21 protein-coding genes are annotated in these 26842 nt (G+C 50.4%); 14 read left to right on the top strand and 7 right to left on the bottom strand.

Going from position 1 to position 26842, the window contains the following annotated elements; translation table 11 throughout:
• Positions 1-164: 164 nt before the first annotated feature.
• The 7 genes from AT746_RS11605 (at position 165) to AT746_RS11575 (ending at position 6956) form a co-directional block, all read left to right on the top strand.
• Complete coding sequence (locus AT746_RS11605) at positions 165-1001, top strand: AAA family ATPase (protein WP_062480480.1); 837 nt, start codon at positions 165-167, stop codon at positions 999-1001.
• Positions 1001-2173, top strand: coding sequence for a vWA domain-containing protein (locus AT746_RS11600; protein WP_062480478.1), 1173 nt, complete (start codon positions 1001-1003; stop codon positions 2171-2173). Before AT746_RS11605 ends, AT746_RS11600 begins: the two co-directional genes overlap by 1 nt.
• Positions 2174-2218: 45 nt before the next feature.
• Positions 2219-3388, top strand: coding sequence for an RDD family protein (locus AT746_RS11595; protein WP_062480475.1), 1170 nt, complete (start codon positions 2219-2221; stop codon positions 3386-3388).
• A 14-nt stretch (positions 3389-3402) separates the two neighbouring features.
• Entirely contained in the window at positions 3403-4194 is a 792-nt protein-coding gene (locus AT746_RS11590) for a DUF4412 domain-containing protein (protein WP_156413681.1), read from the top strand.
• A gap of 453 nt (positions 4195-4647) precedes the next feature.
• Positions 4648-4902: a type II toxin-antitoxin system Phd/YefM family antitoxin gene (locus AT746_RS11585; protein ID WP_062480471.1), complete on the top strand. Its 255-nt coding sequence runs from the start codon at positions 4648-4650 to the stop codon at positions 4900-4902.
• Positions 4895-5158, top strand: a complete 264-nt coding sequence (locus AT746_RS11580; RefSeq protein ID WP_062480469.1) for a Txe/YoeB family addiction module toxin — start codon at positions 4895-4897, stop codon at positions 5156-5158. The genes AT746_RS11585 and AT746_RS11580 overlap by 8 nt, the downstream gene beginning before the upstream one ends.
• A 274-nt stretch (positions 5159-5432) precedes the next feature.
• On the top strand, positions 5433-6956 hold the full coding sequence (locus AT746_RS11575; RefSeq protein WP_062480467.1) for a S10 family peptidase: 1524 nt from the start codon (positions 5433-5435) through the stop codon (positions 6954-6956).
• 158 nt (positions 6957-7114) lie between these two features.
• On the opposite strand, the gene AT746_RS11570 is transcribed toward AT746_RS11575, so the two are convergent.
• Positions 7115-9796: a cation-transporting P-type ATPase gene (locus AT746_RS11570; protein WP_062480465.1), complete on the bottom strand. Its 2682-nt coding sequence runs from the start codon at positions 9794-9796 to the stop codon at positions 7115-7117.
• Between the two features lie 241 nt (positions 9797-10037).
• Here AT746_RS11570 and recC point away from each other — a divergent pair, with 241 nt between their 5' ends.
• The 4 genes from recC to AT746_RS11550 all read left to right on the top strand — a co-directional run bounded on the left by recC (position 10038) and on the right by AT746_RS11550 (position 21508).
• Entirely contained in the window at positions 10038-13325 is a 3288-nt protein-coding gene (recC, locus tag AT746_RS11565; RefSeq protein WP_082633403.1) for an exodeoxyribonuclease V subunit gamma, read from the top strand.
• Positions 13322-16846 (top strand): exodeoxyribonuclease V subunit beta, encoded by a 3525-nt coding sequence (gene recB, locus AT746_RS11560; protein ID WP_062480461.1) that lies wholly within the window; start codon positions 13322-13324, stop codon positions 16844-16846. The genes recC and recB overlap by 4 nt, the downstream gene beginning before the upstream one ends.
• Entirely contained in the window at positions 16840-18708 is a 1869-nt protein-coding gene (gene recD / locus AT746_RS11555) for an exodeoxyribonuclease V subunit alpha (protein ID WP_062480459.1), read from the top strand. The genes recB and recD overlap by 7 nt, the downstream gene beginning before the upstream one ends.
• A 340-nt stretch (positions 18709-19048) precedes the next feature.
• A complete protein-coding gene (locus AT746_RS11550; protein ID WP_062480457.1) occupies positions 19049-21508 on the top strand; it encodes an SIR2 family protein in 2460 nt (819 codons plus the stop codon).
• A gap of 267 nt (positions 21509-21775) precedes the next feature.
• Here AT746_RS11550 and mazF read toward each other — a convergent pair whose 3' ends face one another.
• Positions 21776-22111, bottom strand: a complete 336-nt coding sequence (mazF, locus tag AT746_RS11545; protein WP_062480455.1) for an endoribonuclease MazF — start codon at positions 22109-22111, stop codon at positions 21776-21778.
• A complete protein-coding gene (locus tag AT746_RS11540; protein WP_062480454.1) occupies positions 22108-22338 on the bottom strand; it encodes an AbrB/MazE/SpoVT family DNA-binding domain-containing protein in 231 nt (76 codons plus the stop codon). Before AT746_RS11540 ends, mazF begins: the two co-directional genes overlap by 4 nt.
• Positions 22339-23004: 666 nt before the next feature.
• On the opposite strand from AT746_RS11540, the gene AT746_RS11530 reads away from it, so the two are divergent.
• From AT746_RS11530 to AT746_RS11520, 3 genes are all read left to right on the top strand, one after another.
• Positions 23005-23370: a hypothetical protein gene (locus AT746_RS11530; RefSeq protein WP_062480449.1), complete on the top strand. Its 366-nt coding sequence runs from the start codon at positions 23005-23007 to the stop codon at positions 23368-23370.
• Between the two features lie 133 nt (positions 23371-23503).
• On the top strand, positions 23504-23785 hold the full coding sequence (locus tag AT746_RS20290; protein WP_062480443.1) for a type II toxin-antitoxin system RelE/ParE family toxin: 282 nt from the start codon (positions 23504-23506) through the stop codon (positions 23783-23785).
• 14 nt (positions 23786-23799) lie between these two features.
• On the top strand, positions 23800-24114 hold the full coding sequence (locus AT746_RS11520; protein WP_062480442.1) for a HigA family addiction module antitoxin: 315 nt from the start codon (positions 23800-23802) through the stop codon (positions 24112-24114).
• Positions 24115-24261: 147 nt separating this feature from the next.
• Here the strand turns inward: AT746_RS11520 and AT746_RS11515 are convergent, their stop codons facing one another.
• The 4 genes from AT746_RS11515 to AT746_RS11500 form a co-directional block, all read right to left on the bottom strand.
• Positions 24262-24657, bottom strand: coding sequence for a nucleotidyl transferase AbiEii/AbiGii toxin family protein (locus AT746_RS11515; RefSeq protein WP_231730924.1), 396 nt, complete (start codon positions 24655-24657; stop codon positions 24262-24264).
• Positions 24658-24900: 243 nt separating this feature from the next.
• The gene (locus AT746_RS11510; protein WP_062480440.1) at positions 24901-25113 is read right to left on the bottom strand and encodes a helix-turn-helix transcriptional regulator; all 213 of its coding nucleotides are present in this window, start codon (positions 25111-25113) and stop codon (positions 24901-24903) included.
• Positions 25106-25606: a hypothetical protein gene (locus AT746_RS11505; RefSeq protein WP_062480438.1), complete on the bottom strand. Its 501-nt coding sequence runs from the start codon at positions 25604-25606 to the stop codon at positions 25106-25108. The genes AT746_RS11510 and AT746_RS11505 overlap by 8 nt, the downstream gene beginning before the upstream one ends.
• Positions 25607-25888: 282 nt before the next feature.
• Entirely contained in the window at positions 25889-26782 is an 894-nt protein-coding gene (locus tag AT746_RS11500; protein ID WP_062480436.1) for a LysR family transcriptional regulator, read from the bottom strand.
• Between the last annotated feature and the right edge of the window lie 60 nt (positions 26783-26842).

The raw sequence follows: 26842 nt of genomic DNA, 5'->3' as shown, positions 1-26842 counted from the left end.
TTCCTTGCATGTTGTTGCCGGTTGTAAATTAACCAAACAATAGACTGAATCTGTTGCCCCGTCAGGGATTAAACATAGATTAAGCCTATGCGACTAAAATCAAACTGCTTTTTTGCTATATGATATTGTGATTCATCACAATAACCAACGAGTAAAGAGGGACTATGAGCTTTACCGGAACCGATAAGTATATTGCCTCCGAGGAACTGCAATTAGCGGTCAATGCTGCCGTTACCCTTGAGCGGCCGCTGCTGATCAAAGGCGAGCCGGGTACCGGCAAGACCATGCTGGCAGAAGAGGTGGCACAGAGTCTGGGAACCGAACTGATCCCCTGGCATATCAAGTCTACCACCAAGGCCCAGCAGGGCCTGTATGAATATGATGCCGTATCCAGATTACGGGACTCACAATTGGGCGACCCTAAAGTACAAGATATCAGCAACTACATTGTTAAAGGCAAGCTCTGGCATGCGTTTGAGGCAGAGCAACGTCCGGTACTGCTGATCGATGAAATCGACAAGGCGGATATCGAATTTCCTAACGATCTGCTGCAGGAGCTGGATCGGATGGAATTCTATGTGTATGAAACCCGCCAGACCGTAAAGGCCACGCAACGGCCTGTCGTCATTATCACTTCCAATAATGAAAAAGAACTGCCCGATGCCTTTCTGCGCCGCTGTTTTTTCCATTACATCCGTTTTCCCGACAAAGAAGAGATGGCCCGCATCGTCGATGTGCATTTTCCTGATCTGAAGAAGAACCTGCTGAATCAGGCCCTGGAGTCCTTTTTTAACCTGCGGGAGATCCCTGGCCTGAAGAAAAAACCCTCGACCTCGGAGCTGATCGACTGGCTGAAACTGCTGGTGGCAGAAGATATCAGCCCTGAAACATTGCAGAACAAAGGCAGCAAACAGGCGATTCCGCCTTTATACGGTGCCTTGCTGAAGAACGAGCAGGATATTCATTTATTTGAAAAACTGGCCTTTATGGCACGCCGCTGATGTTGGTTGAGTTTTTCTTTCGTCTTCGTCAGTACCAGTTGCCGGTCAGCCTGCGTGAATTGCTGGACCTGTTAAGCGCGCTGGAAAAACAACTGGTGTTCGCGGATATGGATGCCTTTTATATGCTGTCGCGCACCATACTGGTCAAAGATGAAAGCCAGTACGATAAGTTTGACCGCGCCTTTGCCGATTATTTTGCCGGGGTTGAAAGCCTCGATCTGTTCGGTAAAGAGATCCCGGAAGAGTGGCTGCGCAGGGAGCTGGATCGTTATTTTACCGACGAAGAAAAGCAGCGCATCAAGGCCATGGGCGGGCTGGAAAAACTGATACAGACCTTAAAAGAGCGCATGCAGGAACAGCAGAAACGCCATCAGGGCGGTAATAAATGGATAGGCACCGGCGGCACCTCACCTTTTGGCGCCTATGGCTATAATCCCGAAGGGGTGCGTATCGGTCAGGATGGCAATAATCAGTTTTCTGCGGTCAAGGTCTGGGATAAGCGTGAGTTTAAAAACCTGGCCAGTGATGTTGAGCTGGGCACCCGCAATCTTAAAGTGGCCCTTCGCAAATTGCGCCAGTTTGCCCGCACCGGCGCCAGTGATGAACTGGATATGCCCGCCACCATACGCGGCACCGCCAAAAACGCCGGCTTGCTGGATTTGCAGATGGTGCCTGAGCGCCACAATGCGGTAAAATTATTGCTGTTTTTTGATGTAGGCGGCTCCATGGATATGCATGTGCAGGCCTGTGAGGAGCTGTTTTCAGCGGCCCGCAGCGAGTTTAAGCATCTGGAGTATTTTTATTTCCATAACTGCGTGTATGAAGGCGTGTGGCAGGATAATCTGCGTCGTCACAACGAAGCGATGCCGGTATGGGATGTGATCCACAAATACGGCAGTGATTACAAACTGATTTTCGTAGGCGATGCCACCATGGGGCCGTATGAAATCACCTATCCCGGTGGCAGTGTCGAACACTGGAATGAAGAGCCCGGAGCGCTATGGATGCAGCGACTGCTGAAGCACTTCCATCAGGCGGTATGGCTATGCCCGCAATCGCAACAATACTGGGATTACTATCAGTCTGTGCGCATCATTCGTGAACTGATGGAAGACAGATTCTACCCGATGACACTGGATGGGATCAGTGCGGCGATTAAAACCCTTAACTGACCTTTTAACCTTATTGGTACGACAAAACGAACAGTGATAAAGGCCATGACAACTTCAGTAAAAGACAACCCGGCTCAGAAAGAGTCACAGCTGATAACCACATCCGGGGCGATAGTGGAAAGCCGGGATTATGTTACCCCTTATGCCTTTGCCATACCCACCTCTTTGTATGGTCTGGCGCTGGCAAAACCCTGGAAGCGGGGAGCGGCGATCCTTATTGATCTGCTGCTGGTGGCGTTGCTGACCCATATCAACACCCTGTTTATGGCCGCCGTGGCCTCAGTGGTGCTGGTGCGCTCAAGCAGCCGGTTACGCAATAAAGGCCGCTTTCCTGTGGTGCGAAAACTGCTGGCCGGGGTAGCCGGATTGTTACTCTTTGTAGTGATTTTCGGTGCACTGGAGGCTTACCGTGGTGCCACAACGGGAGAGAGCAGTGTCACAGAGATGGCGAAAAAAGCCCAACAAATAGGAGATGTAGGGCGTTTTACCGCCAATATGGTGCAGATGGGTATGACCACAGAAAACATCAACTCTGGTGACTGCGCCCCGGCCATGGATTGCTGGCAAACTATTGGCGATAAACTGCTCAGTGATCTGGAGCGTTTTACCCTGCCACAAAACAAACAGCGTGAGATTATTGAGGCGATGTATCAGGAGGCTGAGGGTACCCTCAGCCCGGAGCAACTGACTGAATTCAAAGGGCTGATTGACAACCGCTATGCTCAGATAAAAGCAGCTCAGGAAGCGCGTCGGCGTGAAGCCGAGGAATTAGCCGCACAACAAGCCCCCGATGACACCACTGAAATCATTGCGCCCAAAGGAGGGGATGAATCAGGCCAGCCCAGCATTATCGCCTGGTTTAAGGGCATTTTGTCGGATCTGGGCCTGGGCTTTGGCTGGTCAGCGCTGTATTTCACTGTATTTACTGCCTGGTTCAAAGGTCAGACCCCGGGTAAAAAACTATTGGGCTTAAGAGTGATCCGACTGGATGGCCGGGCACCGAATCTGTGGGAAAGCTTTGGTCGCTATGGCGGTTATGGTGCGGGGCTGGCCACCGGTTTGCTGGGTTTTTTGCAGATTTTCTGGGACAGCAATCATCAGGCAATTCAGGATAAGATTTCTGAAACCCTGGTGCTGGACCTCAGAAAACCATCGGTTAGTGTTGAAAACCTGACTCAGGCCGGTAATGATAACAACGAACAGGCTAATAAATGAAACAAGGAGAAGTGATGAAATATTCTGTTAATACGGCCATAACACTGGCCAGCGCGTTTTTGATGGTGTCGGCTGCTCAGGCCGGAACCCGTATATCCACCCATATCCAGGGCCAGGAACAGGCTCAGCAGCTTTATGTGCATGAAGGTAAAGCGGCATCCCTGGACAGCTCTGGCCGTACCGAATTTATTTATGACGATAAAGCCGGAGAGATGATCACGCTGATGCATGAAGAAGGCCGTTATATGCGCCTTAACGACGAACAAATGCAGCAGATGGCCGGTGGCATCAGTAAAATGCAGGATCAGGCCATGAAACAGATGGAAGAGCAAATGGCCAATCTGCCCCCTGAACAGCGGGTACAGATGCAAAAAATGATGGAAGAAATGATGCCGGGCATGGCGAACAAAAAGCCCAGCGAAAAAGTCAGTCTCGAGTCCAGTGGTAAATCCGACAGTATCAATGGCACTGATTGTGAGTGGATTGCCCTTAAACGGGGCGACAAACTCATCAGTGAAGCCTGTGTGGCGGATCTGGATGACACCGCTATTGAGTCCGCTGACTATCAGACTCTGGCGGGCTTTTTCAAAAAAATGAGTGATTTCACCTCACAGATGAGCGGCGATGTGGAAGATGCCATGCTTAATCAGCATCTGTTTGCCAATAACAAGGTGCCGGTACAGATCAAGGAACATAAAGACACTGGCATACAGGTGATCAGTCTGACATTTGACAGCCAGCAGCCCAAAGAGGATATGTTTACTATTCCCAAGGGCTACAAGCAGGAATCCATGCCGGAGTTTTAACCCGCGGGGTTAAAAACAGTCTTCACCACAGAGCCACGGAGGGCACAGAGGTTTAAAAGCTTCTCACCGCAGAGTCGCGAAGAACGCAGAGGTAAAGGAGATCAGATGCTATTTCCTGTTGATGTTTTTTGTGTGGTTGGTGTTCAGAGCAAGGCACTGGGTTTCGGTCAACTACAACGGGGACGATTCTATCTGTCATGCCCGAATGCGGTGATCGGGCATCCAGCGTCCTGCGTGAAAATAAAAGTAACCATTTAAGGTGCACAGAACAGGAGCAAGGGTATTTATTGCAACCTCCGTGCGCTCAAGCCCCTGCGGCTCTGCAAGTGATAATTAACAGAGCTCTTATACCCCGTAATCCACTGCGCTTAGCACACACTTGCACAACTCTCTGTACAGGTAATACTTTACAATCTATACTTGTCCAATAAATTGTACATGTTGGGGTGGTATATGAAGATTGTCTCTTTTACGGAAGCCAGAAATGGTTTGAAAGCAGTTTTGGACAGTGTAATAAACGATGCAGACACTACTGTAATTACACGTCGTGATTCTGAAGATGCTGTGGTCATGTCCCTGGATTATTACAACAGTTTAATGGAAACCGTGCATTTACTCCGTTCGCCTGCAAATGCTGAGCACCTGAACAGATCTATAGCTCAATACAGAGAGGGGAAAACTTCTCAGCGGGAATTATTAGATGAGTAACAGGTTGTTGTCATGGACTGATGAAGCCTGGAACAGCTATTTATACTGGCAAACGCAAGATAAAAAGACGCTTAAACGTATCAACAAGTTAATTGCCGATGTTAAACGTTCTCCGTTTGAGGGGATTGGCAAACCGGAACCGTTGAAAGAGAATTTAGCTGGTTTCTGGTCGCGAAGAATCGACGATACAAACAGGCTGGTTTATGCCGTTGACGATGGTGCGATTACAATAATTTCCTGTCGTTACCATTATTAACAAAGAGTCCAACACCAGATTATCGGGATAATTGCCCGAAGGCTCACAATCGCTGCTGTATAGAGCACTAACGCCACTGCTGGCGCACATCAGATATAAATCAGCACCTCGCACGGACACATAACTTATGCGGGTTTTCGCTGCTATTGTTATTGATAAAAACGTCGGGCGACGGGTAGGGTGCGATAAACTTTGTCTGTGGCTATGCCGGCCTGTTGCTGCGGCTGTTATGATGATGCCGTTAATCAGTTAATAACCAGAAGAAGAGTACTCTATGTTGAAATCAAATTCCCTAGCACATGGCCTGATCTGTGCCCTGTTGGTGTTTGGCAGCTTTGCCGCCAGCGCCAATAACCGTGAAATCGAAGTAGACAATCAGGTGGTAACCGAACATAAAACCACCATCAAAGGTAAGCGGGTCAGCTACTCTGCCACCACAGGTACACAGCCGGTGTGGGATGAGGAAGGCAAAGCCGTTGCCTCGTTGTTTTACACTTATTATCAGCGCACCGATGTGAAAGAGCAGGAAAAGCGCCCGCTGATCATGTCGTTTAATGGTGGGCCGGGTTCGGCCTCGGTGTGGATGCATGTGGCCTATACCGGCCCGCGCACCCTGAGAATCGATGAAGAAGGCTATCCGGTACAACCTTATGGTGTGCAGACCAACCCCTATTCAATTCTGGATGTGGCGGATATCGTGTTTATCAATCCGGTCAACACCGGATACAGCCGGGTGCTCAAAGATGAAGAAGGCAAACTGCCCTCCAAAGAAAAACAAAAGGAAATGTTTTTTGGCGTCAATGCCGATGTGAAGTATCTGGCCGAGTGGCTGAATACCTTTGTCAGCCGTCATAACCGCTGGCCATCGCCCAAGTACCTGATTGGTGAAAGTTACGGTACTACCCGCGTTTCCGGGCTGGCGCTGGAGCTGCAAAATAGCCAGTGGATGTACTTAAACGGTGTGGTGCTGGTATCACCCACAGATATCGGCATTGAGCGAAACGGCCCGGTCAAGTCGGCCAACCGCCTGCCATATTTTGCCGCCACAGCCTGGCACCATAACAAGCTGGAGCCGGAGCTACAGAAGCTGGATCTGGATGAACTGTTGCCACAGGTAGAAGAATTCACCCTCAACAAATTATTACCGGCACTGGCCAAAGGCGCGTTTATTTCGCCAGAGGAAAAGGCGGAGATCACAGCCACCATGGCCCGTTATTCCGGTTTAAGTGAAAAAGCCATTGAGCAGAATAATCTGGATGTGAGCACCGCGTTTTTCTGGAAAGAACTGCTGCGTGATGAAGGCAAAACCTTAGGGCGTCTGGACAGCCGCTATCTGGGCATTGATGAAAAAGAATCCGGTGATCGCCCTGATTACTGGGCCGAGCTGACCTCATGGCTGCATTCTTTTACTCCGGCTATCAATCACTATATCAAGCATGAACTCAAGTATGAGACGGATCTTAAATACAATATGTTCGGTCCGGTTCATCCCTGGGACAGAAGCGATAACAATACGGGTAAAAACCTGCGTCAGGCCATGGCACAGAACCCTTACCTGAATGTGATGATCCAGTCTGGTTATTATGACGGCGCCACCAACTACTTCGATGGTAAGTACAATATGTGGCATATCGATCCCAGCGGTAAGATGCGCGACAGATTTAGCTTCAAAGGCTATCGCAGCGGCCATATGATGTATCTGCGCCGCGCCGATCTGGAAGCCTCAAACGAAGATCTGCGTGAATTTATCAAAGCCTCACTGCCCGCTGAGGGCGTACCGGCCCAATATCCCCGTTAAGCTAATTGATATTAATGCAAAGGCCCGCACTTAGCGGGCTTTTTTGTAAGGGAAAAGTCTTAAAGGCACTGGATGCCCGATAACAGCATTCGGGCATGACCCTTACGCCTGTCATTCCCACGCAGGCGGGAATCCAGCGCCTTAGTGGCCCGTTAGGATTAGTTGAATGACGTCAGCCTGAGCCGGATCTGCTTTTCCAGTTCCACCACCATAAACAGGCAAATACCAATCCCTGTGATAAACAGCCCGTCGGTGAGGGATACAGGGCGGGTGTCGAATATCTGTTGCATAAAGGGCAGGTAGGTAATCGCCAGTTGTGCGACGATGACGATACCCACCATCAGCCACACTACGGGTGTACCTTTTATGGCCTGCCAGCTGAATGAAGTACTGTAGCTGTGACGGATAAAGAACAGGTAAAACATTTCCATTATTACCAGAGTATTTAAGGCCAGGGTGCGGGCCAGTTCAATGCTATCACCACGGGCGTTGGCATAGCTGAAAATGCCGAACATACCGGCCAGAAACAATAAACTGACCAGCACCACCTGCCAGGCTAATACGCCCGATACTATCGGCGCATGGCGATGCCTTGGCGGGCGCTGCATCGTACCGGCTTCGGTGGGCTCAAAGGCCAGCGCCAGCCCCAGGGTAGTGGCAGTAATCAGGTTCACCCACAGGATTTGCAGCGCCGTAATGGGCAGGCTCATGCCCAGCAAAAGCGCAACAATAATGGTAGTGGCCTCACCGCCATTAGTGGGCAGGGTCCAGCTGATTACCTTTTTAATATTGTCATACACCGTGCGACCCTGTTCCACCGCAGCGGCAATGGTGGCGAAGTTATCATCGGCAAGCACCAGGTCCGCAGCCTCTTTGGCCGCTTCGCTGCCTTTTAGGCCCATGGCGATGCCGGCATCGGCCCGTTTTAGTGCCGGCGCATCGTTAACACCGTCTCCGGTCATAGCCACGGTGAGGTGATGGGATTGCAGCGCCATTACCAGGCGTAATTTATGTTGCGGGCTGGTACGGGCATAGATGTCGACATCGTTGACCGATAAGGCCAGTGCGGCATCATCCATGCTTTCAATCTCTGCACCGGTAAGCACCTTTTCAGTATTTTGCAGGCCTATTTTTTTACCTATGGCCTGTGCGGTACCGGGATGATCGCCGGTGATCATTTTCACCTTGATACCGGCTGACAGGCAGTTTGCCACGGCATGCACAGCTTCTTCCCGGGGCGGGTCCATAATGCCAATCAGGGCTTGCAGGCAAAGCCCCTCATCCAGATCCTGCATCTTCAGCAGGTTATGTTCTCCAGGCACCTCTTTTACCGCCAGCGCCAGTACCCGCTGGCCCTGTGCCGCCATATCCTGGGCCTGTTGTGCCCAGTAGCCTCTGTCTATTTCGTTCGTGCTGTCAGCACCCTGCACTCTGGTGCACAGATTAATCAGCTTTTCAGGGGCACCTTTAACCAGAATGCGCCCGTTGCCCTGATGATCATGGTGCAAACTGGCCATAAACTTGTGTTCGCTGTCAAAAGGGATGGCATCGGTGCGGGGCCAGTCCTTGTGACTGTCCTGCTGATTCAGGCCAGCCTTAAGGGCAAAGCTTAACAGTGCCGCTTCCATGGGGTCGCCCTGTATCGACCACTGTCCCTGCTGTTCATGCAGCGCCGCATCATTGCAAAGCAGGGCTGTAAGGGCAGCAGACTCCAGGGCCGCCGGGGTACTTTGCAAGGGTTTTTGCTGTTCATCGAGAATTGCCCCTGTGGGGGCATAGCCAGAACCTTCCACCTGATAGTCCTGCGCTGGCATCTGCACCTGGGTAACCGTCATCTCATTGCGGGTCAGGGTGCCGGTTTTATCGGTACAAATCACCGATACTGCCCCCAGGGTTTCGATACTGGGCAGTCGTCTGACAATGGCATGGCGTCTGGCCATGGCCTGCACACCAATGGCCAGGGTAATAGTCAGCACAGCGGGTAAGCCTTCGGGGATCGCGGCGACGCTGAGACCGACAATAATCATAAAGAGTTCGGTAAAGGGGTAATTTAACAGGCTGTACCCGACGATCAGCAGTATGCCCGCCACCACCAGAATCAGGGCACTCAGCCATTTGGCAAAGCCGGCCATTTGTTCAACTAAAGGCGTGGTAAGTTGCTCCACTTCGCCGAGCATGCGGTTGATCTTACCAATTTCAGTGGCGGCGCCTGTGGCAACAACCAGCCCGCGGCCCTGGCCTGCGCCTACAAAAGTGCCGCTGAAGGCCATGCCGCTTCGCTCTCCTAAGGGCGCATCGATGCTGACTCTATCGGTATTTTTATTTACCGCCACCGATTCGCCGGTGAGTATGGCTTCCTGAATACTTAAGTTATGGGCTTTTAGCAGGCGCATATCGGCCGGAACCTTGTCACCGGCTTCGAGTAAAACCAGATCGCCGATGACCAGATCTGTGGCCGGAATGGTCTGGCGTTTACCATCGCGGATCACTGAGGCATTGGGCGCCAGCATATTACGCAGTGACTGCATGGCCTGCTCGGCCTTGCCCTCCTGCACATAGCCGATTATGGCGTTCACCAGCACGACGGCCAGAATCACTGTGGTATCCAGCCAGTGACCGAGCAGAGCCGTGATCAGCGCGGATATCAGCAGTACGTATATCAGGATATTGTGAAACTGCAGCAAAAAACGCAGCCAGGCGGGTTTGCCTTTGACCTCGGGCAGGCGGTTGGGGCCGTTTTCTGCCAGCCGTTGTTGTGCCAGCTCAGAACTTAATCCCTCTGCGGTACTTTGCAGTGAGTCTTGTACCTCTTCGCCACTTTTAGTGTGCCAGTCAGTCATATTTTTGTTCCGGTCCGTGAATGTGTTGAGTTTCCGGGTGTAGTTATCAGTCTAACCGGTTTGTGCGCTTCGGCTCTGATCCAGGTCATATTTTCCTATTCTTGCCGGTCATTTCGCCTGTTGTCACAAAGGCTTAACCTGTAGCAATTGATATTAATTATCGCCACGTGCAGATCAGGTTGTTAAGATTATCAGTCTCAGGTGACACTTTGAGATAACAGGCAGTTTGGAGGCGTTGGCATTGTTGTATCTGGTACAGTCAAATAAGATGGAAATTCTGGCCGGCCAGCTTTGCCAGGCCATGGCTGTCAAATCACAAAGCGCACAGGCCTTGTTTCAGCCCCAGGTGGTATGGGTGCAAAGTCCTGGTATGGCGCAGTGGCTCAAATTGCAGGTGGCAGAGCACACCGGTATTGCCGCTAATCTCACCTTTCCGTTACCCTCAAGCTATATCTGGCAGTTATACCGCCAGCTGTTACCGGATATTCCCGAATCCTCGGCCTTTACCAAAGACAATATGACCTGGAAGCTGATGGCGCTGTTGCCGCAACTTTGCTCGCAGGAAGTGTTTGCGCCGGTGGCCGATTATCTGGCTGGTGACGGTGAATTAAAACAGTTTCAGCTGGCACAAAAAGTAGCGGATTTATTTGACCAGTATCTGGTATACCGGCCCGACTGGATCCTGGCCTGGGAGCAGGGTGATGACGCCGTCATTACTGCTGATATGCATAAACATGCCTGGCAGAGCGCACTATGGCGGGAGCTGGTGGCCTACAGCAAAACACTGGGTGAATCGCCTTGGCATCGGGCCAACCTGCATCAGGCGCTGCTGGATAAACTCAAAGAGCAGGATTGCAGACAGAAATTACCCTCACAATTGATGGTGTTCGGGATCTCGGCGCTGCCACCCCAGCAGTTGCAGGTACTACAGGCCATCGCGCAGCAAATCCCGGTTTACCTTTACTGGCTCAATCCCAGTTGCCATTACTGGGGCGATATTATTGATCAGAAGGGCCATGCCAGAGGTCAGCTTAAGGCGCTGGAACAACAAAACACCGATGCCGATTACCTGGATGTGGGCAACCCGCTTTTGGCCTCCTGGGGCAAGCAGGGCCAGGATTTTCTCGATTTACTGTTGCAGCTTGAACCACAACAGCAGGATCTGTTTGTTCAGCAGGTACCTGATACCTTATTGTTGCACCTGCAGGATGAGGTGCTTGAGCTGACGCACCGGGGCAGTACCGAGCCTTTAGCGGCCGATGAGCTGGTGCAGCCTGCTGTCTATCCCAAAGTTGAGCTTAAGGGCAGCGACAACAGCCTGCAGGTGGTCAGCTGTCATTCCCGGCTCAGAGAGCTGGAAGTGCTGCAGGACAGCCTGCTTGATTATTTTCGCCACAATCCACAGGTGCACCCTGGTGATGTTATCGTGATGATGCCGGATGTCAGCGACTATGCACCATTGATCCCCGGTGTGTTTGGTGGCCATAAGGGCGAGCGGGCCATTCCCTTTGCCATATCTGATCGCGGCGCTATGCAGGAATCACCGCTTTTAATCAGTTTCTCTAATCTGATGCGCCTGCAGCTTAAACGCCTGTCACTGACCGAAATCCTCGATATTCTTGAAGTACCGGCGGTAATGCGCCGCTTCACTCTGGCTCAGGCCGAGTTTGAACAGCTCAGATTCTGGCTGGCCGATGCAGGCATACGCTGGGGGCTGGATGCAGAGGATAAAAGCCGCTGGCAGTTGCCACAGGAAGGACAGAACAGCTGGTTGCAGGGGTTAATCCGGCTAATCAGTGGCTATGCTATGTCGGTGCCCCTTTATCATGGAAGATCATCTGATGAGGGTAAATCTGAGCCGGGTACCAGCGGCCTGATTGCGCCCTATACCGATATGGAAGGTCAGGACAGCCGCATACTGGCCAAACTGCTGGACTTTCTGCGCGAGCTGGGCCAGTGGCTTGAGTTTTGCCGCCAGCCACAGCCGCTAAAAGATAAAATCGCCTGGCTGGATCAGCATCTGGAAAACATCTACGCCGCAGAAGAAGACGAAGAGCCCTATCTGCTCAGATTGCGTCAGGCGCTGGAAAGTCTGGCCCGGCATCAGCACCAGTATGATGGCGAGATTGAACAGCGGGTGTTCTGTCAGGCGCTGGAGCAACAATTACAGGAAAGTGGTGTGGGCCAGCGCTTTCTGGCCGGGGCGGTGAATTTCTGTACCCTGATGCCCATGCGCAGTATTCCATTTAAGCGGGTGTGCCTGCTGGGCATGAACGACAGCGACTATCCCCGCCAGATGATACCCATGGGCTTTGATTTAATGGGCCTGACGCCTCAGCGCAAAGGGGACCGCTCCCGGCGTCTGGATGACCGCTATTTGTTTCTTGAAGCCCTGCTGTCTGCGCGCGATGCGGTGTATATCAGTTATCTGGGCCGTAGCCAACGGGACAACAGCGTGCAGGTACCCAGCGTACTGGTGGAAGAATTACTGGATTACTGTGAGCAGGTGTATGCAGCCGAAGAGGGCTGTTCTGTGCGCGATCGCCTGCATCAGCAGGCCCATTTACAGCCCTTCCATCCGCAATATTTCAGTCAGGATCCCGGCCGCAGTTATGACTCTCAGAGCCTGAATCTGGCCAGACTGCTGGGCCAGCCTGCGACATCACAACCCTTTTTCACCTCGTTGCAGCCTGTGGAGCCACAATCGCAGGTGAGCACAGAAGAGTGGCTGAGATTTTTCCGTAATCCGGCGCTGGGCTTTTTTCAGTTGCGCTGGCAGGCCCGTTTCGCCTCACTGGATCAACAGCTTGAAGATGAAGAGCCTTTTGCGCTGGATGGCCTGAGCCGCTATCAGTTGCGCCAGAGGCTGGTGGAAGCCGAAGATATGCAGGGTTGTTTTGTGCAGATGCGTGCCGAGGGTGTATTGCCAGTGGGTAACAGTGCCGGGCTGACCTTTAATCAGGTTCGACAGGACAGCGAGGCGCTGAACCAGCGGCTGGCCGTTTATCGGCGCGAGTACAGCCCGCGCAGGGTATTGCTGGAGCTGGAGAACGACGGCTTGTTATTACAGGGCGTGCAGGATCATCTGTATCAGGATCAGTTAGTGCTGTGGCGCTCCGGTAAGGTGCGCGAGCAGGATAAACTGGATCTGTGGCTGCGCCTGTTGCTGCTCAGGGCTAAGCAGGAGCCGGTCACTCAGGCGGTATTTGTCGGCACCGAATCAGACCCCTTTGTGGTAGCAGCACCACAGCCTCAACAGGCGGAGGAATATTTACAGCAGTTTGTTGCGGCCTGGCGCAGCGGCCACAGCAGGCCCTTACCCTTGCTGATTGCCAGTGCCTGGTGCTGGCTTAAAACCGGCGATAAGGATAAGACCCTGAAGACCTATCTGGGCAATGACTTTCAGCCCGGAGAAGGGTTGGAGCAGCATATTGCGCGTATCTGGCCCGACCTTGAGGCGATTTTCGATGAATTTGCCGATATCAGTGAAAAGCTTATCGGACCGCTGTATGCAGGGAGTGAAGCATGAAGCCACTGGATTTACCCGGCTTTCCCTTATCCGGGCAGTCGCTGATTGAAGCCAGCGCGGGCACGGGTAAAACCTTTACTATCGTACATCTGTACCTGCGTTTGTTGATTGGCCACCAGTGTACGCCCTTAAAGGTGGATCAGATTCTGGTGGTGACCTTTACCAATGCCGCCACCGCCGAACTGAAGCACCGTATTCGCAGCCTGATCCACCGCTGTAGTGTGGATTTTTATGCCGGTAAAAGTGATGACAGCTTAATTCAGCGCCTTATTGATGAGGTTGAGGATCCTCAGCAGGCTTTCCAGCGCCTGCAACTGGCCAGCCGGCAAATGGATGAGGCGGCCATTTTCACCATTCACAGTTTCTGTCAGCGGGCGCTGGTACAACATGCCTTTGAAAGCGGCGAACGTTATCAGCAGGAGCTGATCCTGGATGAATCTGAACATTTGAATCTGGCGGTAAAGGACTTCTGGCGCAGTGAAATTGCCTCTTTACAGGCACCATTGCTGGAACTGGTGTTGTCGTTCTGGGGCGAGCCTGTGGCCCTGCAGAAAAAACTGCGGCCGCTGTTAAGTCAGTCGGTACAGGTGCAGGAGCCCGATGAGGATCCTCAGCAGCTGTTTTGCCGCTATCGACAGTGCCTGCAGCAAACCCGTGACTGGTGGCTGCAGGAGCAGGTGGCCGAGCAGTTATTACAGGCCGGCTTAAAGAAAAATACACTGTTAGGTAAAGGCGAGGTGATTTACCGCCTGGATGATTTTTTCCGCTCTGAAGAGGTGTTTTTCAGTGGCCATAAGGATGGCTGGCAGGTGCTGTTTCCCCACAAGGTACAAGGTGCAGCGGCTAAAACCAGCAAAGACTTGTCCCATCTGAATTTCGGCCCTTTTGAGTTGTTGCATAAGCTGGAAGGCGAGTTACGTCAGGCCCTGCAGGTGAGTCTCAGCCTTAAGGCCCTGGCCGAGGTGCGCCAGCGGCTAAGTAACAACAAAGATCAGGCTAATCAGCTGAGCCCCGATGATCTGCTCAGCCATCTGCAGAGGGCTCTTGGCAGCAGGCAGGGCGCTGACTTGGCCACCGCCATACGCAATCAGTATCCGGCGGCACTGATTGATGAATTTCAGGATACCGATGCTACCCAGTTCGGGATTTTCTCTACGTTGTACCCGCCACAGGGCCAGCACTGCCTGATCATGATTGGCGACCCTAAACAGGCGATATATGCCTTTCGTGGCGCCGATATTTTTACCTATATTCAGGCCAAGCGGCTGGTGGATGAGCAGCGCCGTTTTACCCTGGACACCAACTGGCGCTCACGCCATGAACTGGTAGAGGGGGTTAATCATCTGTTCGAGCAAAGCCGCGACGGCTTCTTATTTAACCGCGATATTCCCTTTATGCCGGTCAAAGCAGCCGACAAACAAGCCCGTTTACTGGTTCAGGGCCAGCCCCGGGCCGGTATCTGCTTTAATTATCTGGCTACCGAAGATCCCAAAGCCTTATCTGCGGTGCAATCCCCTCTGGTGCAGGATTGTGTGAATCAGATTGCCGGCCTGCTGCAAATGGCGGAGCAGGGCGAGGCGGTGATCCAGGCAAAAGATCAGCAGCGGCCGCTGCAACCCGGTGACTGTGCGATACTGGTGCGGGATAAAATTGAAGCGGATATGATACGCACCGGCCTGCGCCAGGCCAATATCGACAGCGTGTTTTTAGTGCGCCGCAGTGTGTTCAGCACACAGATGGCCCGCGACCTCTACATTCTGCTTAAGGCCATACACAACCCTGCCGATGAGCGTCTGGTCAAGGCCGCTATGCTCACTGAAATGGTCGGCCTGGATGCCGCTCAGTTTGAACAGTGGCTTTTAGATGAACTGCGTTGGCAGGATCTGCTCTGGCAGTTTTTCCACTGGCAAAAGCTGTGGCAGCGGCAGGGGATCGCCAGCGCCCTGGCACAGATGCTGGATAATCTGGAGATCCAGGTATCGCTGATGCGCCGGTTCGAAGATGGTATGCGGCGGCTGACAGACCTGCGCCATTTGCTTGAATTACTACAACAGCAGGAACAGCAACACCGGGGCGAAAGCCAGTTATTGCGCTGGTACCACCAGAGCCTGCTGGAGCCCGATGATAATCATGAAGCCCAGCAATTGCGTCTGGAAACCGATGACAAGCTGGTGCAGATAGTGACCATGCATGCCTCTAAAGGGCTCGAATATCCGCTGGTGTTTATTCCTTTTGCCTGTAAATACAGCGCCACCAAAGAGGCGCTGTATCACGACGATGAAAACCAGTTGCGGGTGGATTTTACCAATGCCGACAGCGCCCTTGAACGGGCTGCCTATGAGCGTTTAGCCGAGGATATCCGCTTGTTTTATGTGGCACTGACCCGGGCCGAGCATTATTGCAGCCTCGGCGTCTGGCACCCCAATACCGGCGGTAATACCAAGGCATCAGGGCTGTTACAGACCGCGCTGGGTAACCTGGTTATCGGCGGTACAGAGAATCTGCATAGTACGATCCTGGCCGATAAGCTCGAGGCGCTGGCCGATGGGGTGAATATTCAGTACCGGCTGATTGAACCCACGCCGCCTATCAGCCTAAACCGGCAGGCGCAGCAACAGGAGCAGCAGCTGAGCTGTGCGGTGCCGGGTAACAGCCATCATCAGCGCTGGCGCCTGACCAGTTATTCAGCCATCAGCCAGCAGCAGGATAAATTACCGGCCCCGGGCTATGACGAGGCGCCAATCACTGTTATGCCACCGTTGCCGGAAATACATTCTGAGCAGGATGACAGATTCAGCTTTCCCCGCGGCGCACGGCCCGGTTCATTTTTACACGATGTACTCGAACATGCCCTGCAACCCGACAGCCCGCCACTTGCAGAGCTGGTTGAGGCGCAGGCCATGCGTTATGGTATTGAATCGCGCTGGTGGCCGGTGGTGACCAGCTGGTTATCTGATGCAATGCAAACCCCCTTTGTTGAGGCCGGTTTGTGCCTGAATAACCTTGAGCAGCTGCTGGCGGAAATGGAATTTCATTTGCCGGTGAATCAGATCAAGGCCAGTGCCTTTAATGCCGTGCTTAACCGTTATCGCTCCGATCTGAACGCCCATTATGATTTTGAGACCTTAAACGGTGCCCTCAAAGGCTATGTGGATTTGATTTTTATGTATCAGGGTAAGGTCTATGTGGCGGACTATAAGTCCAATCATCTGGGTGACAGCTTTGCCGATTACAGCCAGGAGGCAATGGCCCAGGCCATGCAGGAGCACGATTATGAACTGCAGGCGATTCTGTACTCCCTGGCGCTGCATCGCTGGCTACAAAGCCGCCTGCAGGATTATGACTATGATCGCCATGTGGGCGGTGCCTGCTATTTGTTTTTGCGCGGCATGACGGCAGAGCAAAAGAACAGCGGCTGTTATTTCACCCGCCCCCAGAAGGCACTGATCATGGCGCTGGATAAGCTGTTCAGCGGCATTAGCCGGGATGATAATCAGATGGAGCAACTGGAACTATGTTAAGCGCCGGGCATTATCTGCAACCCCTGCAGGAAAAGGGCTTTGTTGATGCGCTGGATACCGCGCTGGGGCTGTTTATAGCAGAGCAGGAAGAACAACAGGCACAGGAAATGGGCCTGGTGGCCTGCATTCTCAGCCAGCAACTGGGCGCCCAGCATTTGTGTGTGCAACTGACCGAACTGTGCCGTTTATATAACCTGTGGGTGGCGGAATTGCGTGAGCCACTGCCGATGTTATTTGAATCTCAGCTTTTGAGCCTGTTACAGCAAAGCCGCACTGTTACCAAACCTCAGCAGCAGGGCAGCGTCAGTACGCCACTGGTGCTGGATAATCAGGCCCTGTACCTGCAACGCTACTGGCAGTATGAAGTGAACCTGTGCAACAAGCTTTGCCGGCTTGCAGAGGTGCAGTTGCAGCTGGATGAACAGGCCTGCAAACCGCTGGTGAAAAGCTTATTCGAAAACGGCTTAAAGGACGGGCAAGCGCATGGCCCGGACTGGCAGCTGATAGCGGTGGTACAGGCCGCCAGTAAGGCCCTGTGTATTATTACCGGCGGGCCGGGAACCGGTAAAACCACCACAGTAACCAAACTGATGGCGCTGGTACAGGCACTGGCCCGTGAACAGGGTAAAACCCTGCGCATTGCCATGGCGGCGCCAACGGGTAAAGCCGCCATGCGCCTGACCGAATCGATGAATCAGGCCCGTAAATTACTGCCCGAGGACATGCAACTGGCGCTGCCTGCCCAGGCCGCAACCCTGCACCGGTTACTCGGCAGCATTCCTAACCGTAAGCATTTTCGTCACAATCAGGATAACCCGCTGGCGCTGGATATGCTGATCCTGGATGAAGCCTCGATGGTGGACCTGCCGCTGATGGCCAGGCTGTTGGATGCCTTACCGGCACATTGCCGCCTGGTGATGCTCGGCGATCGCCAGCAACTGGCCTCGGTGGAAGTGGGCTCGGTGTTAAGTGATATTTGTGCCAGCGTGCCCTTATGGGGAGAACAGCAATTCAGCCGCAGCACCACTGAGCGCATTGAGCGGATCACCGGGCTCAGCCTCACCCCCTGCAGCGAACAAAAAAGTCGCTTACAGGATAATCTGGTGATGCTGAGTAAGAGCCATCGCTTTGATATTAAAAGTGGCATTGGCAGACTGGCGGCGGCGGTGAATCTGGGCAGCCTGACTCAGGTACTGGAGTGCCTGTCGGTAGGGGAGTTTGACGATCTTGACTGGTACGGTGAAGCCAGCCCGGCAGAACTGGTGGAACTGGCCTGCCGTGGAATGAGCGATTATTTTGCCGCAGTGGCCGGCGAAGATGTTAAGGGTGCTTTTGCTGAACTGGCCAAACAGCAGGTGTTGTGTGCCACCCGCAAAGGCCCCTGGGGCAGCGAAGCGCTGAACCGTCAGATAGCCCTGAACCTGACCCGCCGTAACTGGATCAAACCGCAGCAGGAACCCTACCCCGGCCTGCCGGTAATGGTGACCCAAAATGACTATCAGGTGCAGCTTTTTAACGGCGATACCGGCATCTGCCTGCCCGATGATAACGGCCTTTTAAAGGTATGGTTTGAGCAGGACAACGGCGAACTGCGCGCAGTGCTGACCAGCCGTCTGCCCGCCTGGCAGCCTTTGTATGCCATGACCATTCACAAATCCCAGGGCTCAGAATTTGAGCATGGCATATTGTGTTTGGGTGATAACCCGGGCCAGTTTGTCAGCCGCGAGTTACTCTACACCGGCATCACAAGAGCCCGTAAAAAACTGACCCTGTTCGCCCCCACCCAGCAACTGCACAACGCCCTGGATACGGTCAGCCAGCGCGGCTCTGGTCTCACCTGGCGATTGCAGCAGGGTGGTTAGAGGGCGTTATTTAAACACACTTCTATTAAACTCAACAGGTGAGCGTTTATTCTATAAATAACACTGATGTCACTGAAAAGCCTGCCATTTTATCCGTCATTGAATTGCACTGCTCTTAAGGCTGGGGCATAGTAAACCCAAAGAAGGGAATCGGATCCCCATAGCTCCAGTAGCGGCGAGTCAACAACGACGATTAACCGGAAATCTTGTTAGTGACAGGTTTTACGGCAAGTTTGGGATAGAACGATTCCGGTTATCTAAACATTATATCGCCATTATTGTTAATTATGAAATTTAGTTTTCAAGCATTAAATGTTGAAATTTTTACTATGGTAAATATATGAAAATCAAAGTAGACAGAAGAAATTTAAAAAAAGAAGAAGTTGATACAGCGGAGTTAGTTTCACTACTGTCTACTGGCAAGGCAGTTATGTTTACAGGTGCTGGGTTTTCCAAGTGTACAAAAGATGTATCTGATAAAGATCCATCAATGGCAAAAGATTTGGCAAAAGAAATATGTCGGCTTGGCGAATTTCCTGAGGATGATGATTTACGCTTCGCAACTGACTATTACCTGCAAGTTGGCGAAAAAAGTGATCTTATAAGTCTATTAAAGAAAAAGTATACTTTAAAAAATACAGACAGGACTCACGACAATATTTGCAAAATTAACTGGCGTAGAATATACACTACTAACTACGATAAAAGCGTAGAAATTGCATCAGCAAACGTTGGCAAGGTTGTCGAATGTGTGGATACAAACTATCCAACAACCGAGTATTATAAAAGAGAATCCCTTTGCATACATCTTAATGGATCCATAGATAGTTTAACTGAAGAAACAATTGAGGAAAGCTTTAAATTATCTACATCGTCATATATATCGCCAGAGTCGTTCACCGAGTCTGATTGGTACTACTATTTTAAAAAAGACCTAGAAAGAGCTAGTGCAATAGTGTTTGTTGGCTATTCTATGTATGACATTGAGATACAAAAAACTCTTTTTGAAAATCAGGAGCTTAAGGAAAAGACCTATTTTATCACCCGAAAAAATCCAGACCAAAAGACCGAATTTACTTTGTCTCGCTTCGGTTATATTTTGCCAATAGGAGTAGACGGATTCTCCAACCTCATTGACAAGCATAGCGAGGAAATTTTCGACGATTCTCCTGAAACAGAGCTGCAATCTCTTGTTAGATATGAAGTATCTCACGAATCTGTAGAAGTTAAAGACGCAGATGTCGAAACGATGATTATGTATGGTGATATCTCAAATCATTTGATTGATGATGGAGTAATTGGTGAGCAGAGAATTCCTTACCTTATTCTAAGGGATTGTTTAAGCGACGCAAAGAGATTTGTGGAGAACGGAGAGAACTTGATTTTTTATGGAGATCTCGGGAATGGTAAAAGTATATTGCTCCGTGAACTGCAATCCGTATTATCTATCGGGCCTACAGACGTATATTACATATATGACTTTGAGGGAGATTACATTGGCGATATTGACTTGTTAGCTCGGTCTGGGAAAAAAACTGTTATATGCATTGATGGGTATGAGAGATATTTTGATATATTGAAACACTATTGTAACAGTGCGCCGAGTAATATTGTTATTGTTGCAACAGCTCGAATAGCCGAGCATGAAAGAATGAGGCAGGACCTGAAGCGAATTGGGTTTAATTACAATGAGGTATCATTAGATATTCTGACAGATTGTGAATCATCGAGATTGGTGGATATTATTGATAACCTTGGTATGTGGCGTGAAAAAGCGGGTCTTTCACATGAAAACAAGACCAAGCATATAAAATTAAGAAATTCATCACAAATCTCACTAGCGCTATTGGATCTTTTTAACTCGCCACAAATAAAGACAAAGGTTTCCTCAGAACTAAAATCATTATTGTTAGGCGATGATCACAAAGATACAGTCTTCTCCATCGCTTTAATAAATGTATTGGATATACCTTGCAAATTCAGTTTGGTTTCTGATATTGCTGGCTGCGATCTTATTTATAAGTCATCTCTTAAAGGCAATGAGAACTTCAGGAACCTTTTTAAGCCAGAAGATTTAGAGGTAAAAGCAAAATCTAGTCTTTTTTGCTTGTCTCTTATTAGAGATCATTTTCCTCCATCCTATGTAATCAAAAAGCTTCAAGCTATTGCCAAACTTCTCGATCGAAGAGAGGATAAGGGGTACGAACACACAAGAATATTTAAATCAGCGCTACGTTTCTCGTTTGTTGAGCGTGTCCTTCCTGAAGAAAACAAGAAAAACAATCTTAGAGGGTATTATCAAAATCTTAAAGTTATAGTGCCCTGGCTAAAAAATGATCCACATTTCTGGCTTCAGTACGCTATGGCAAATATGCCGTTTAAAGAATATGGTAAGGCGCAGCAATATTTGGATCAGGCGTATTCATTAGCACATAAAAAAGCTGGATACTACACCAGCAATATAGACACCCAACAAGCGCGGCTACACTTGCTGGTTTCGATTCAAGAAAGGGATGATGCTGCTAAGATGTATGCTGGGTTTGAAAAGTGCCACAATCTTCTCCGAAAATTAGAAAACGATATTTATAAATTTAGGCAGGTTGAAAAGTATAGGGATTTTTATGAGTCTTGCTATTCTAAATTATCTAGAAAGAATCAAAATGCGTTCCAACATGCATGCAGATCCATGCTCAACGCGATTGAAACCGGTGTAGAGGACAGAGAGTTGAACTTGTCCGGACAAGGGTCGGTAATAAAGGCAAAAACCAATCTGGATTACGTTGTTAGCCACTTCGTTTAATTAGATATTAGATACGGGGTCACCCATTAATCAGCCGTGTCAAGTAAACAACGATACCCATCCCGATATTTAGACAGGGCAACCGCGTGAACGTTTTTTAATCAGCCATCTCGGATACGGGGTCAGGTCTTGCACCGTGCATATTATCCGTTTCTCGCCTGAATCGAATAAAAGGGCGGGGTTGTTGAAGTCAGATCAAGCTGCTTATCTGATGATGACTCATTGGTTTTTAAAGATGTCGCTCCACATCCATTCGTATGTTCTGGGTTATATATCCAGGATAGTCGAGACTAGACTCTTTACTTCTGTCAAACACCCGGCGTTGACTTTATCTACTTTGTGAAGGTTTCTTGCCGACCAATCCAACGCTTTCAGCTGATCGGTAAGAATAACCCCTTTAGTTCTTTTAGTTCCCTGAACTTTAACTTCGAATGGATAGCCTTTTTGCTGATTTGTCACAGGACAGAGCCAGGCAAAGCCGGTGATTTTGTTGAACTGTGCCGGGCTTAATACCAGAGCAGGGCGCTTTCCCGCTTGTTCGTGGCCAGCCTGCGGATCAAAATCAACTATTACAATATCCCCCACATCCGGAGCGCGGCTCACAGGAGTTCACGCCCGGTCTGGTCGTTGAACACCTCTTCGTGCCGGTTCTCAGGCGTGACTTGCGCGAGCAGTTCGTCCAGCGAGGGCTTGCAGGGCTCAATCACAACACATCCGCCTTTCTGAACAATATTCACCTTGTCGCCAATATTCAAAGATAGCGCATCAAGAATATTTTTAGGCAGCCGAAGGGCCGCGCTATTACCCCATTTTGCAATTGATGCGGTCATAATAACCTCGTTCAGATTTGTTGGTCAGAGTATATACATTGTAGCTACATTGGCGATCTTGTCAATGTAATGCCCGGTATTTCCTACACCTGAGAATTGCGCTGCTTCTAAGGCTGGGGCATAGTAAACTCACAGCATGGAATCGGATCCGCATAGCACCGAAAGCGACAAACCAAAGGCTATTGGCCGGAAGTTTTGTCAGTAATAGGTCATCCGTTAAGTTTGGGACAGAAAGAGTCCTGTTATCTAAGGTTATGAAATCAAGGAGAGAAAAAGTGAAAATTCAAATTAGTCGATTTTCTACACATCAAACCGCTAAGATTTTTGCACTATTGATGGTAGTCACCTCATTGTTATTTATGTTGCCATTTATGTTTCTGTCGTCACTCGTACCTACACCCACGGGTGGAAGCAGTTCTTTTGGGTTTTCGGCGCTCTTCATATTAATGCCGATTTTCCAGGGTATATTTGGCTACATAATGGTTCGTGTGGGACTATGGCTGTATAACCTGTTATCACCTAGATTTGGGGGCTTTGAGTTCGAGTACGAGACTATTGATTCATAAAACGCTTCAGCGAAAACGCCAGCAACAACGCTGGCACAGATGTGCAAACGGCGCATCTATGTTGACGGTTATAGTCTAGGGTAGGGAGTAAGGAGCACAAGTGTATTACATAGGATCCATTTTACTTGTGATAATAGGCGTTGCGCATTCATATCTGGGCGAACGTTATATTCTTATCCGCCTCTTCCGCCGGGATGACTTGCCGAAATTATTTGGTGGCAGTGAGTTCACCAAAAACACTCTGCGTTTTGCCTGGCATATAACCACGGTGGCGTGGTGGGGCTTTGCGGCTATATTGTTCCATCTTGCTCGGTCAGGGGCGGATGCCAAAGTGGTAGGCAATATTATTGGCGTTACCTTCCTGATTCATTTCGTCATCGCCCTGTTTGGTTCGAAGGGCAGGCATCTGTCCTGGATCTGTTTTCTGCTCGTTGGTGTGGCCGCCATTTATGCATCAAACACATAGCAGAGCCATTACGTACGCTCCCTTTTGCTGGCCTGCAGCTAAAGTGTGCGTAAGTGCCGTAAAGACGATAGGTTATGCAGCCATTCCAAAGCGTTCTTTGACAACTGTCACGTGACGCAATACACTCTGGTTGATGATCAAATCCTTCGCTGACAAACGAACCCAAGAACTGTACTCCAAAGGTAAGTCAAAGAAATTTCCTGCGGATGTTGCACCGAGAGCCGCCAGAAAACTCGAGTACGTGGATCTGGCTGTGCAGCTGGAGGATTTAAAGGTGCCGCCCGGCAATCGCCTTCACCCGCTGACGGGAAACAGGCAGGGGCAGCACGCAATATCAATAAATGATCAGTGGCGTATCTGTTTTCGTTTTGAAGATGGTGATGCGTACGAGGTCGAAGTGTGTGACTACCACTGAGTGAGGTGATGACTATGGCTATTCTTAACACTGCCGGCATGCAGCGCAAACCGACTCATCCTGGTGAAATGCTCAGAGAAGATTTCCTGGTGGACTATGGCCTGACCGTTGCCGGGTTGGCTAAATCTCTGGGCGTCTCACGCCAGTCAGTTAACGAATTACTGCGCGAACGTCGTGCTGTCAGTCCTGAAATGGCGCTCCGGCTTGCCCGTTTGTTTGGTAATTCGCCGGAATTCTGGCTGAACGCGCAGCGATCTGTCGATCTGTGGACTGCCGCTCAGTCAGTCAAGGATGAAGTGGAGCGGATCAAGCCACTGAATGCTGCATAAAAAGGGCCAGCATGCGGATGCGGGGTCCGGTCTTGCACCGTGCACATAATCCGTTTCTGGCCTGAATAGAATAAAAAGGCGGCGTCGAAAAAAAGACGGGCGTGTTATCGAGCCTCGTTATGATGTATTACCGCCACATTTTGTTATCTACCACCCCATATCGAATTTGTTCTTCGGCGCATTGTCATTTAGCAGTTCAGTGGCTATTTCTTTTACTTCCGCCTGCACATAAGTCCAATATTCGGGGTTATCCAGGGTTCTTTGCTTGATTTGTTCAGGAATAAAGCGGCTTATTTCCATATTAAAATCATCGTGTACTTCACCTTCCTGCATCAGTTTAGCGAGTTGCATGGCAAGTGTTTGACGAAAGTCGTCTGTTTGCTTGTTTATGGCTGATAATTTCTTTTCAACCAGCTCTTTTGACAGACTGATACCGCGTTGTTTGATCCAGACTAAATCCCATATATCACGCGGTTTTATTCGTCTTGCACGATAGGCTAATGCGATCAGTTTGTCCGCCAGCGCTTCTTGTAGCGATTGCACAGGAACCAGGATCCCCTCTGTTGGCAATGCACAGGTTTACACGAAATTACTAAAAACGTAATGTTTTGTAGACCTTTCACTCATGTTGGCCGAATGCAGGCTTTCCAGGTTGTACAGTTATGCCTGGGTGATGATCCGAGCCAGTTTGTCAGCTGCAAACTCTTGTACACCGGCATTACCCACGCCCGCGGATCTGAGCCCTGGCCAGTGGTTTTTCCTGCACCATTTGTCGCCATGGAAGAGCTATTTATCCAGTCTGAAAATATCTTCCAGCGGAACATTAAATGTTTCGGCGAGGCGAAATGCCAGTTCAAGTGATGGGTAGTATCTGCCTTTCTCCAGCGCGATCACTGTTTGTCGGGTGATTCCGACCCGATCGGCTAAAGCTTGTTGAGTCATTTCATCAGCATTGAATCGTAGTTCGCGAATTCGGTTGCGAATCACCATCTTATCCATTTGCCAGCCTTCGATATCCCGCAACAATACTGCCGTAATATACGATGTTAGAGATAACAAAACCTGCAAAAAGGAGGTGGATCCAATATATCGCGCTGGTAACCTGAATCGCAAAAACTGAGTGGGTGAGCTCTTGTTTAGCGTTCGCTGCGACGACGTTGTTGACGCCTTCAGCGGGTATCCCGACCATGGCGGCAATCGACCAACTCAGCACTACTATTGCCAGGACCATTCCTGCCAATCTGGCAGCGCGTAATTCAATAATTCGATCCAGTTCGTCAGTGGGCGGTACCGCCCCTGATTTTCGGATGGAAGCGGTGGCAATTGAATTGATGATGTGAAAACCAACCAATAAAGCCACCAGAGCGAAAACGGCGATGGCGAACAACGGAATATAGGCCATCGGATAGCTGAAAACAAACCCGAAATACGGCATGAATACCACAAGAATAGAACAGCCGCATGCCCATGCATTTTTCTCCTGAAAGCCCATCTGGGTATCTCCCGATTGTATGATTCTTAACGAAGTTTAACGTAACTTTAAGATTACATAATGTAATGTAGACCAGACATTTGTTTTGGGCAAGGATTGACATAGAAGTAAAAAAACGCGGCTGCTGATATCCGAAAATTAAGAAGGATCAAACACAAGAATGACATCAACCGGACGTATAGGCGGCGGGGCACTTTAAGGGGATACAAGGTCTTGTATCGTGCACATTATCTGTTTTTGGCCTGAATGAAACAAAAGGGCGGCGGCGCTAAAGGCCAAGGACTACGCCCCGGCATAGGCAGCGAGTTCCTCTGGCTCACCTGATGGAAACACTTCTTTTAGCAGTTTCAGGAAGGCTGAAACGCGTGCATTGAGCAGTCGGCGTGACGGATAGAGCGCCCACAGGGCGATTTCCGGGCTCCCGGTTTCACCCCAGCGCACGAGTCGCCCGGCGTCCAGATCCTGACTAACCAATGAAACCGGAAGCAGACCGGCCCCGGCGCCAGCACGTACCGCGTCGCGCACCATGATCATCGACGAAAGATGAAGAATTGGATTTACTGCCAGGCGCTCCTTCCCGCCAGCCGTGATTAAATCCCATGCGGACGTTTGCTGCCCGGATCCTCGAACAACAGCCGGGACTTGTTGATTGCCGGAGGGGCGTATCAAGTCGGGACTGGCAACAACCACTAATCGATCCCGCAGAAATATCCGCCCGTAGAGGTTTTCATCGATTTCAGGATTCACACGAATCACCAGATCATAACCCTCATCAACCATATCCACGGGCCGGTCTTCAGTCGTTACCTCAAGTTGTACATCCGGGTATTTCACGGCGAACTCGGCAGCAAGCTTGCCCATTGCGAGCTGGCAGAACAGCAGTGGCGCACTGATGCGCAAGCGGCCAGAGGGCCGGGCTGCGCCGGAAGCAATTGAATTGACGGTCTCATCCAAATCGGTAAGCAACGTTCTGGTTCGCTCGTAAAGTGCCATTCCCTCCTGAGTCAGCTTGAGTTTGCGCGAGCCGCGCTCGAAGAGCCTCAGTTGAAGGCTGTTCTCCATCTCTGCAATCCGACGTGACAAGGTTGCCTTGGGGCGTCCAGTTGCCCGTGCAGCTCGCCCGAATCCGCCATGACGGGCGACCAGATTGAAATCAGCGATAGCAAGTAGATTCATAGTGTTCCATAAATGAGACCCTTTGTCCAAATATAGCACCTATCGAACCGATTATGAAAC

Source organism: Lacimicrobium alkaliphilum (genome assembly GCF_001466725.1).
Taxonomy (GTDB): domain Bacteria; phylum Pseudomonadota; class Gammaproteobacteria; order Enterobacterales; family Alteromonadaceae; genus Lacimicrobium; species Lacimicrobium alkaliphilum_B.
Note: the sequence above shows the minus strand (reverse complement) of the source record. Positions and strands in the feature narration are given on the sequence as shown.

Excerpts from the sequence above, each read along its gene's own strand:
- AT746_RS11605 (WP_062480480.1), top strand. The coding sequence starts at position 165 with ATGAGCTTTACCGGAACCGATAAGTATATTGCCTCCGAGGAACTGCAA.
- AT746_RS11600 (WP_062480478.1), top strand. The coding sequence starts at position 1,001 with ATGTTGGTTGAGTTTTTCTTTCGTCTTCGTCAGTACCAGTTGCCGGTC.
- AT746_RS11595 (WP_062480475.1), top strand. The coding sequence starts at position 2,219 with ATGACAACTTCAGTAAAAGACAACCCGGCTCAGAAAGAGTCACAGCTG.
- AT746_RS11590 (WP_156413681.1), top strand. The coding sequence starts at position 3,403 with ATGAAATATTCTGTTAATACGGCCATAACACTGGCCAGCGCGTTTTTG.
- AT746_RS11585 (WP_062480471.1), top strand. The coding sequence starts at position 4,648 with ATGAAGATTGTCTCTTTTACGGAAGCCAGAAATGGTTTGAAAGCAGTT.
- AT746_RS11580 (WP_062480469.1), top strand. The coding sequence starts at position 4,895 with ATGAGTAACAGGTTGTTGTCATGGACTGATGAAGCCTGGAACAGCTAT.
- AT746_RS11575 (WP_062480467.1), top strand. The coding sequence starts at position 5,433 with ATGTTGAAATCAAATTCCCTAGCACATGGCCTGATCTGTGCCCTGTTG.
- AT746_RS11570 (WP_062480465.1), bottom strand. The coding sequence starts at position 9,796 with ATGACTGACTGGCACACTAAAAGTGGCGAAGAGGTACAAGACTCACTG.
- recB (WP_062480461.1), top strand. The coding sequence starts at position 13,322 with ATGAAGCCACTGGATTTACCCGGCTTTCCCTTATCCGGGCAGTCGCTG.
- recD (WP_062480459.1), top strand. The coding sequence starts at position 16,840 with ATGTTAAGCGCCGGGCATTATCTGCAACCCCTGCAGGAAAAGGGCTTT.
- AT746_RS11550 (WP_062480457.1), top strand. The coding sequence starts at position 19,049 with ATGAAAATCAAAGTAGACAGAAGAAATTTAAAAAAAGAAGAAGTTGAT.
- AT746_RS11540 (WP_062480454.1), bottom strand. The coding sequence starts at position 22,338 with ATGACCGCATCAATTGCAAAATGGGGTAATAGCGCGGCCCTTCGGCTG.
- AT746_RS20290 (WP_062480443.1), top strand. The coding sequence starts at position 23,504 with ATGATCAAATCCTTCGCTGACAAACGAACCCAAGAACTGTACTCCAAA.
- AT746_RS11520 (WP_062480442.1), top strand. The coding sequence starts at position 23,800 with ATGGCTATTCTTAACACTGCCGGCATGCAGCGCAAACCGACTCATCCT.
- AT746_RS11510 (WP_062480440.1), bottom strand. The coding sequence starts at position 25,113 with ATGGATAAGATGGTGATTCGCAACCGAATTCGCGAACTACGATTCAAT.
- AT746_RS11505 (WP_062480438.1), bottom strand. The coding sequence starts at position 25,606 with ATGGGCTTTCAGGAGAAAAATGCATGGGCATGCGGCTGTTCTATTCTT.
- AT746_RS11500 (WP_062480436.1), bottom strand. The coding sequence starts at position 26,782 with ATGAATCTACTTGCTATCGCTGATTTCAATCTGGTCGCCCGTCATGGC.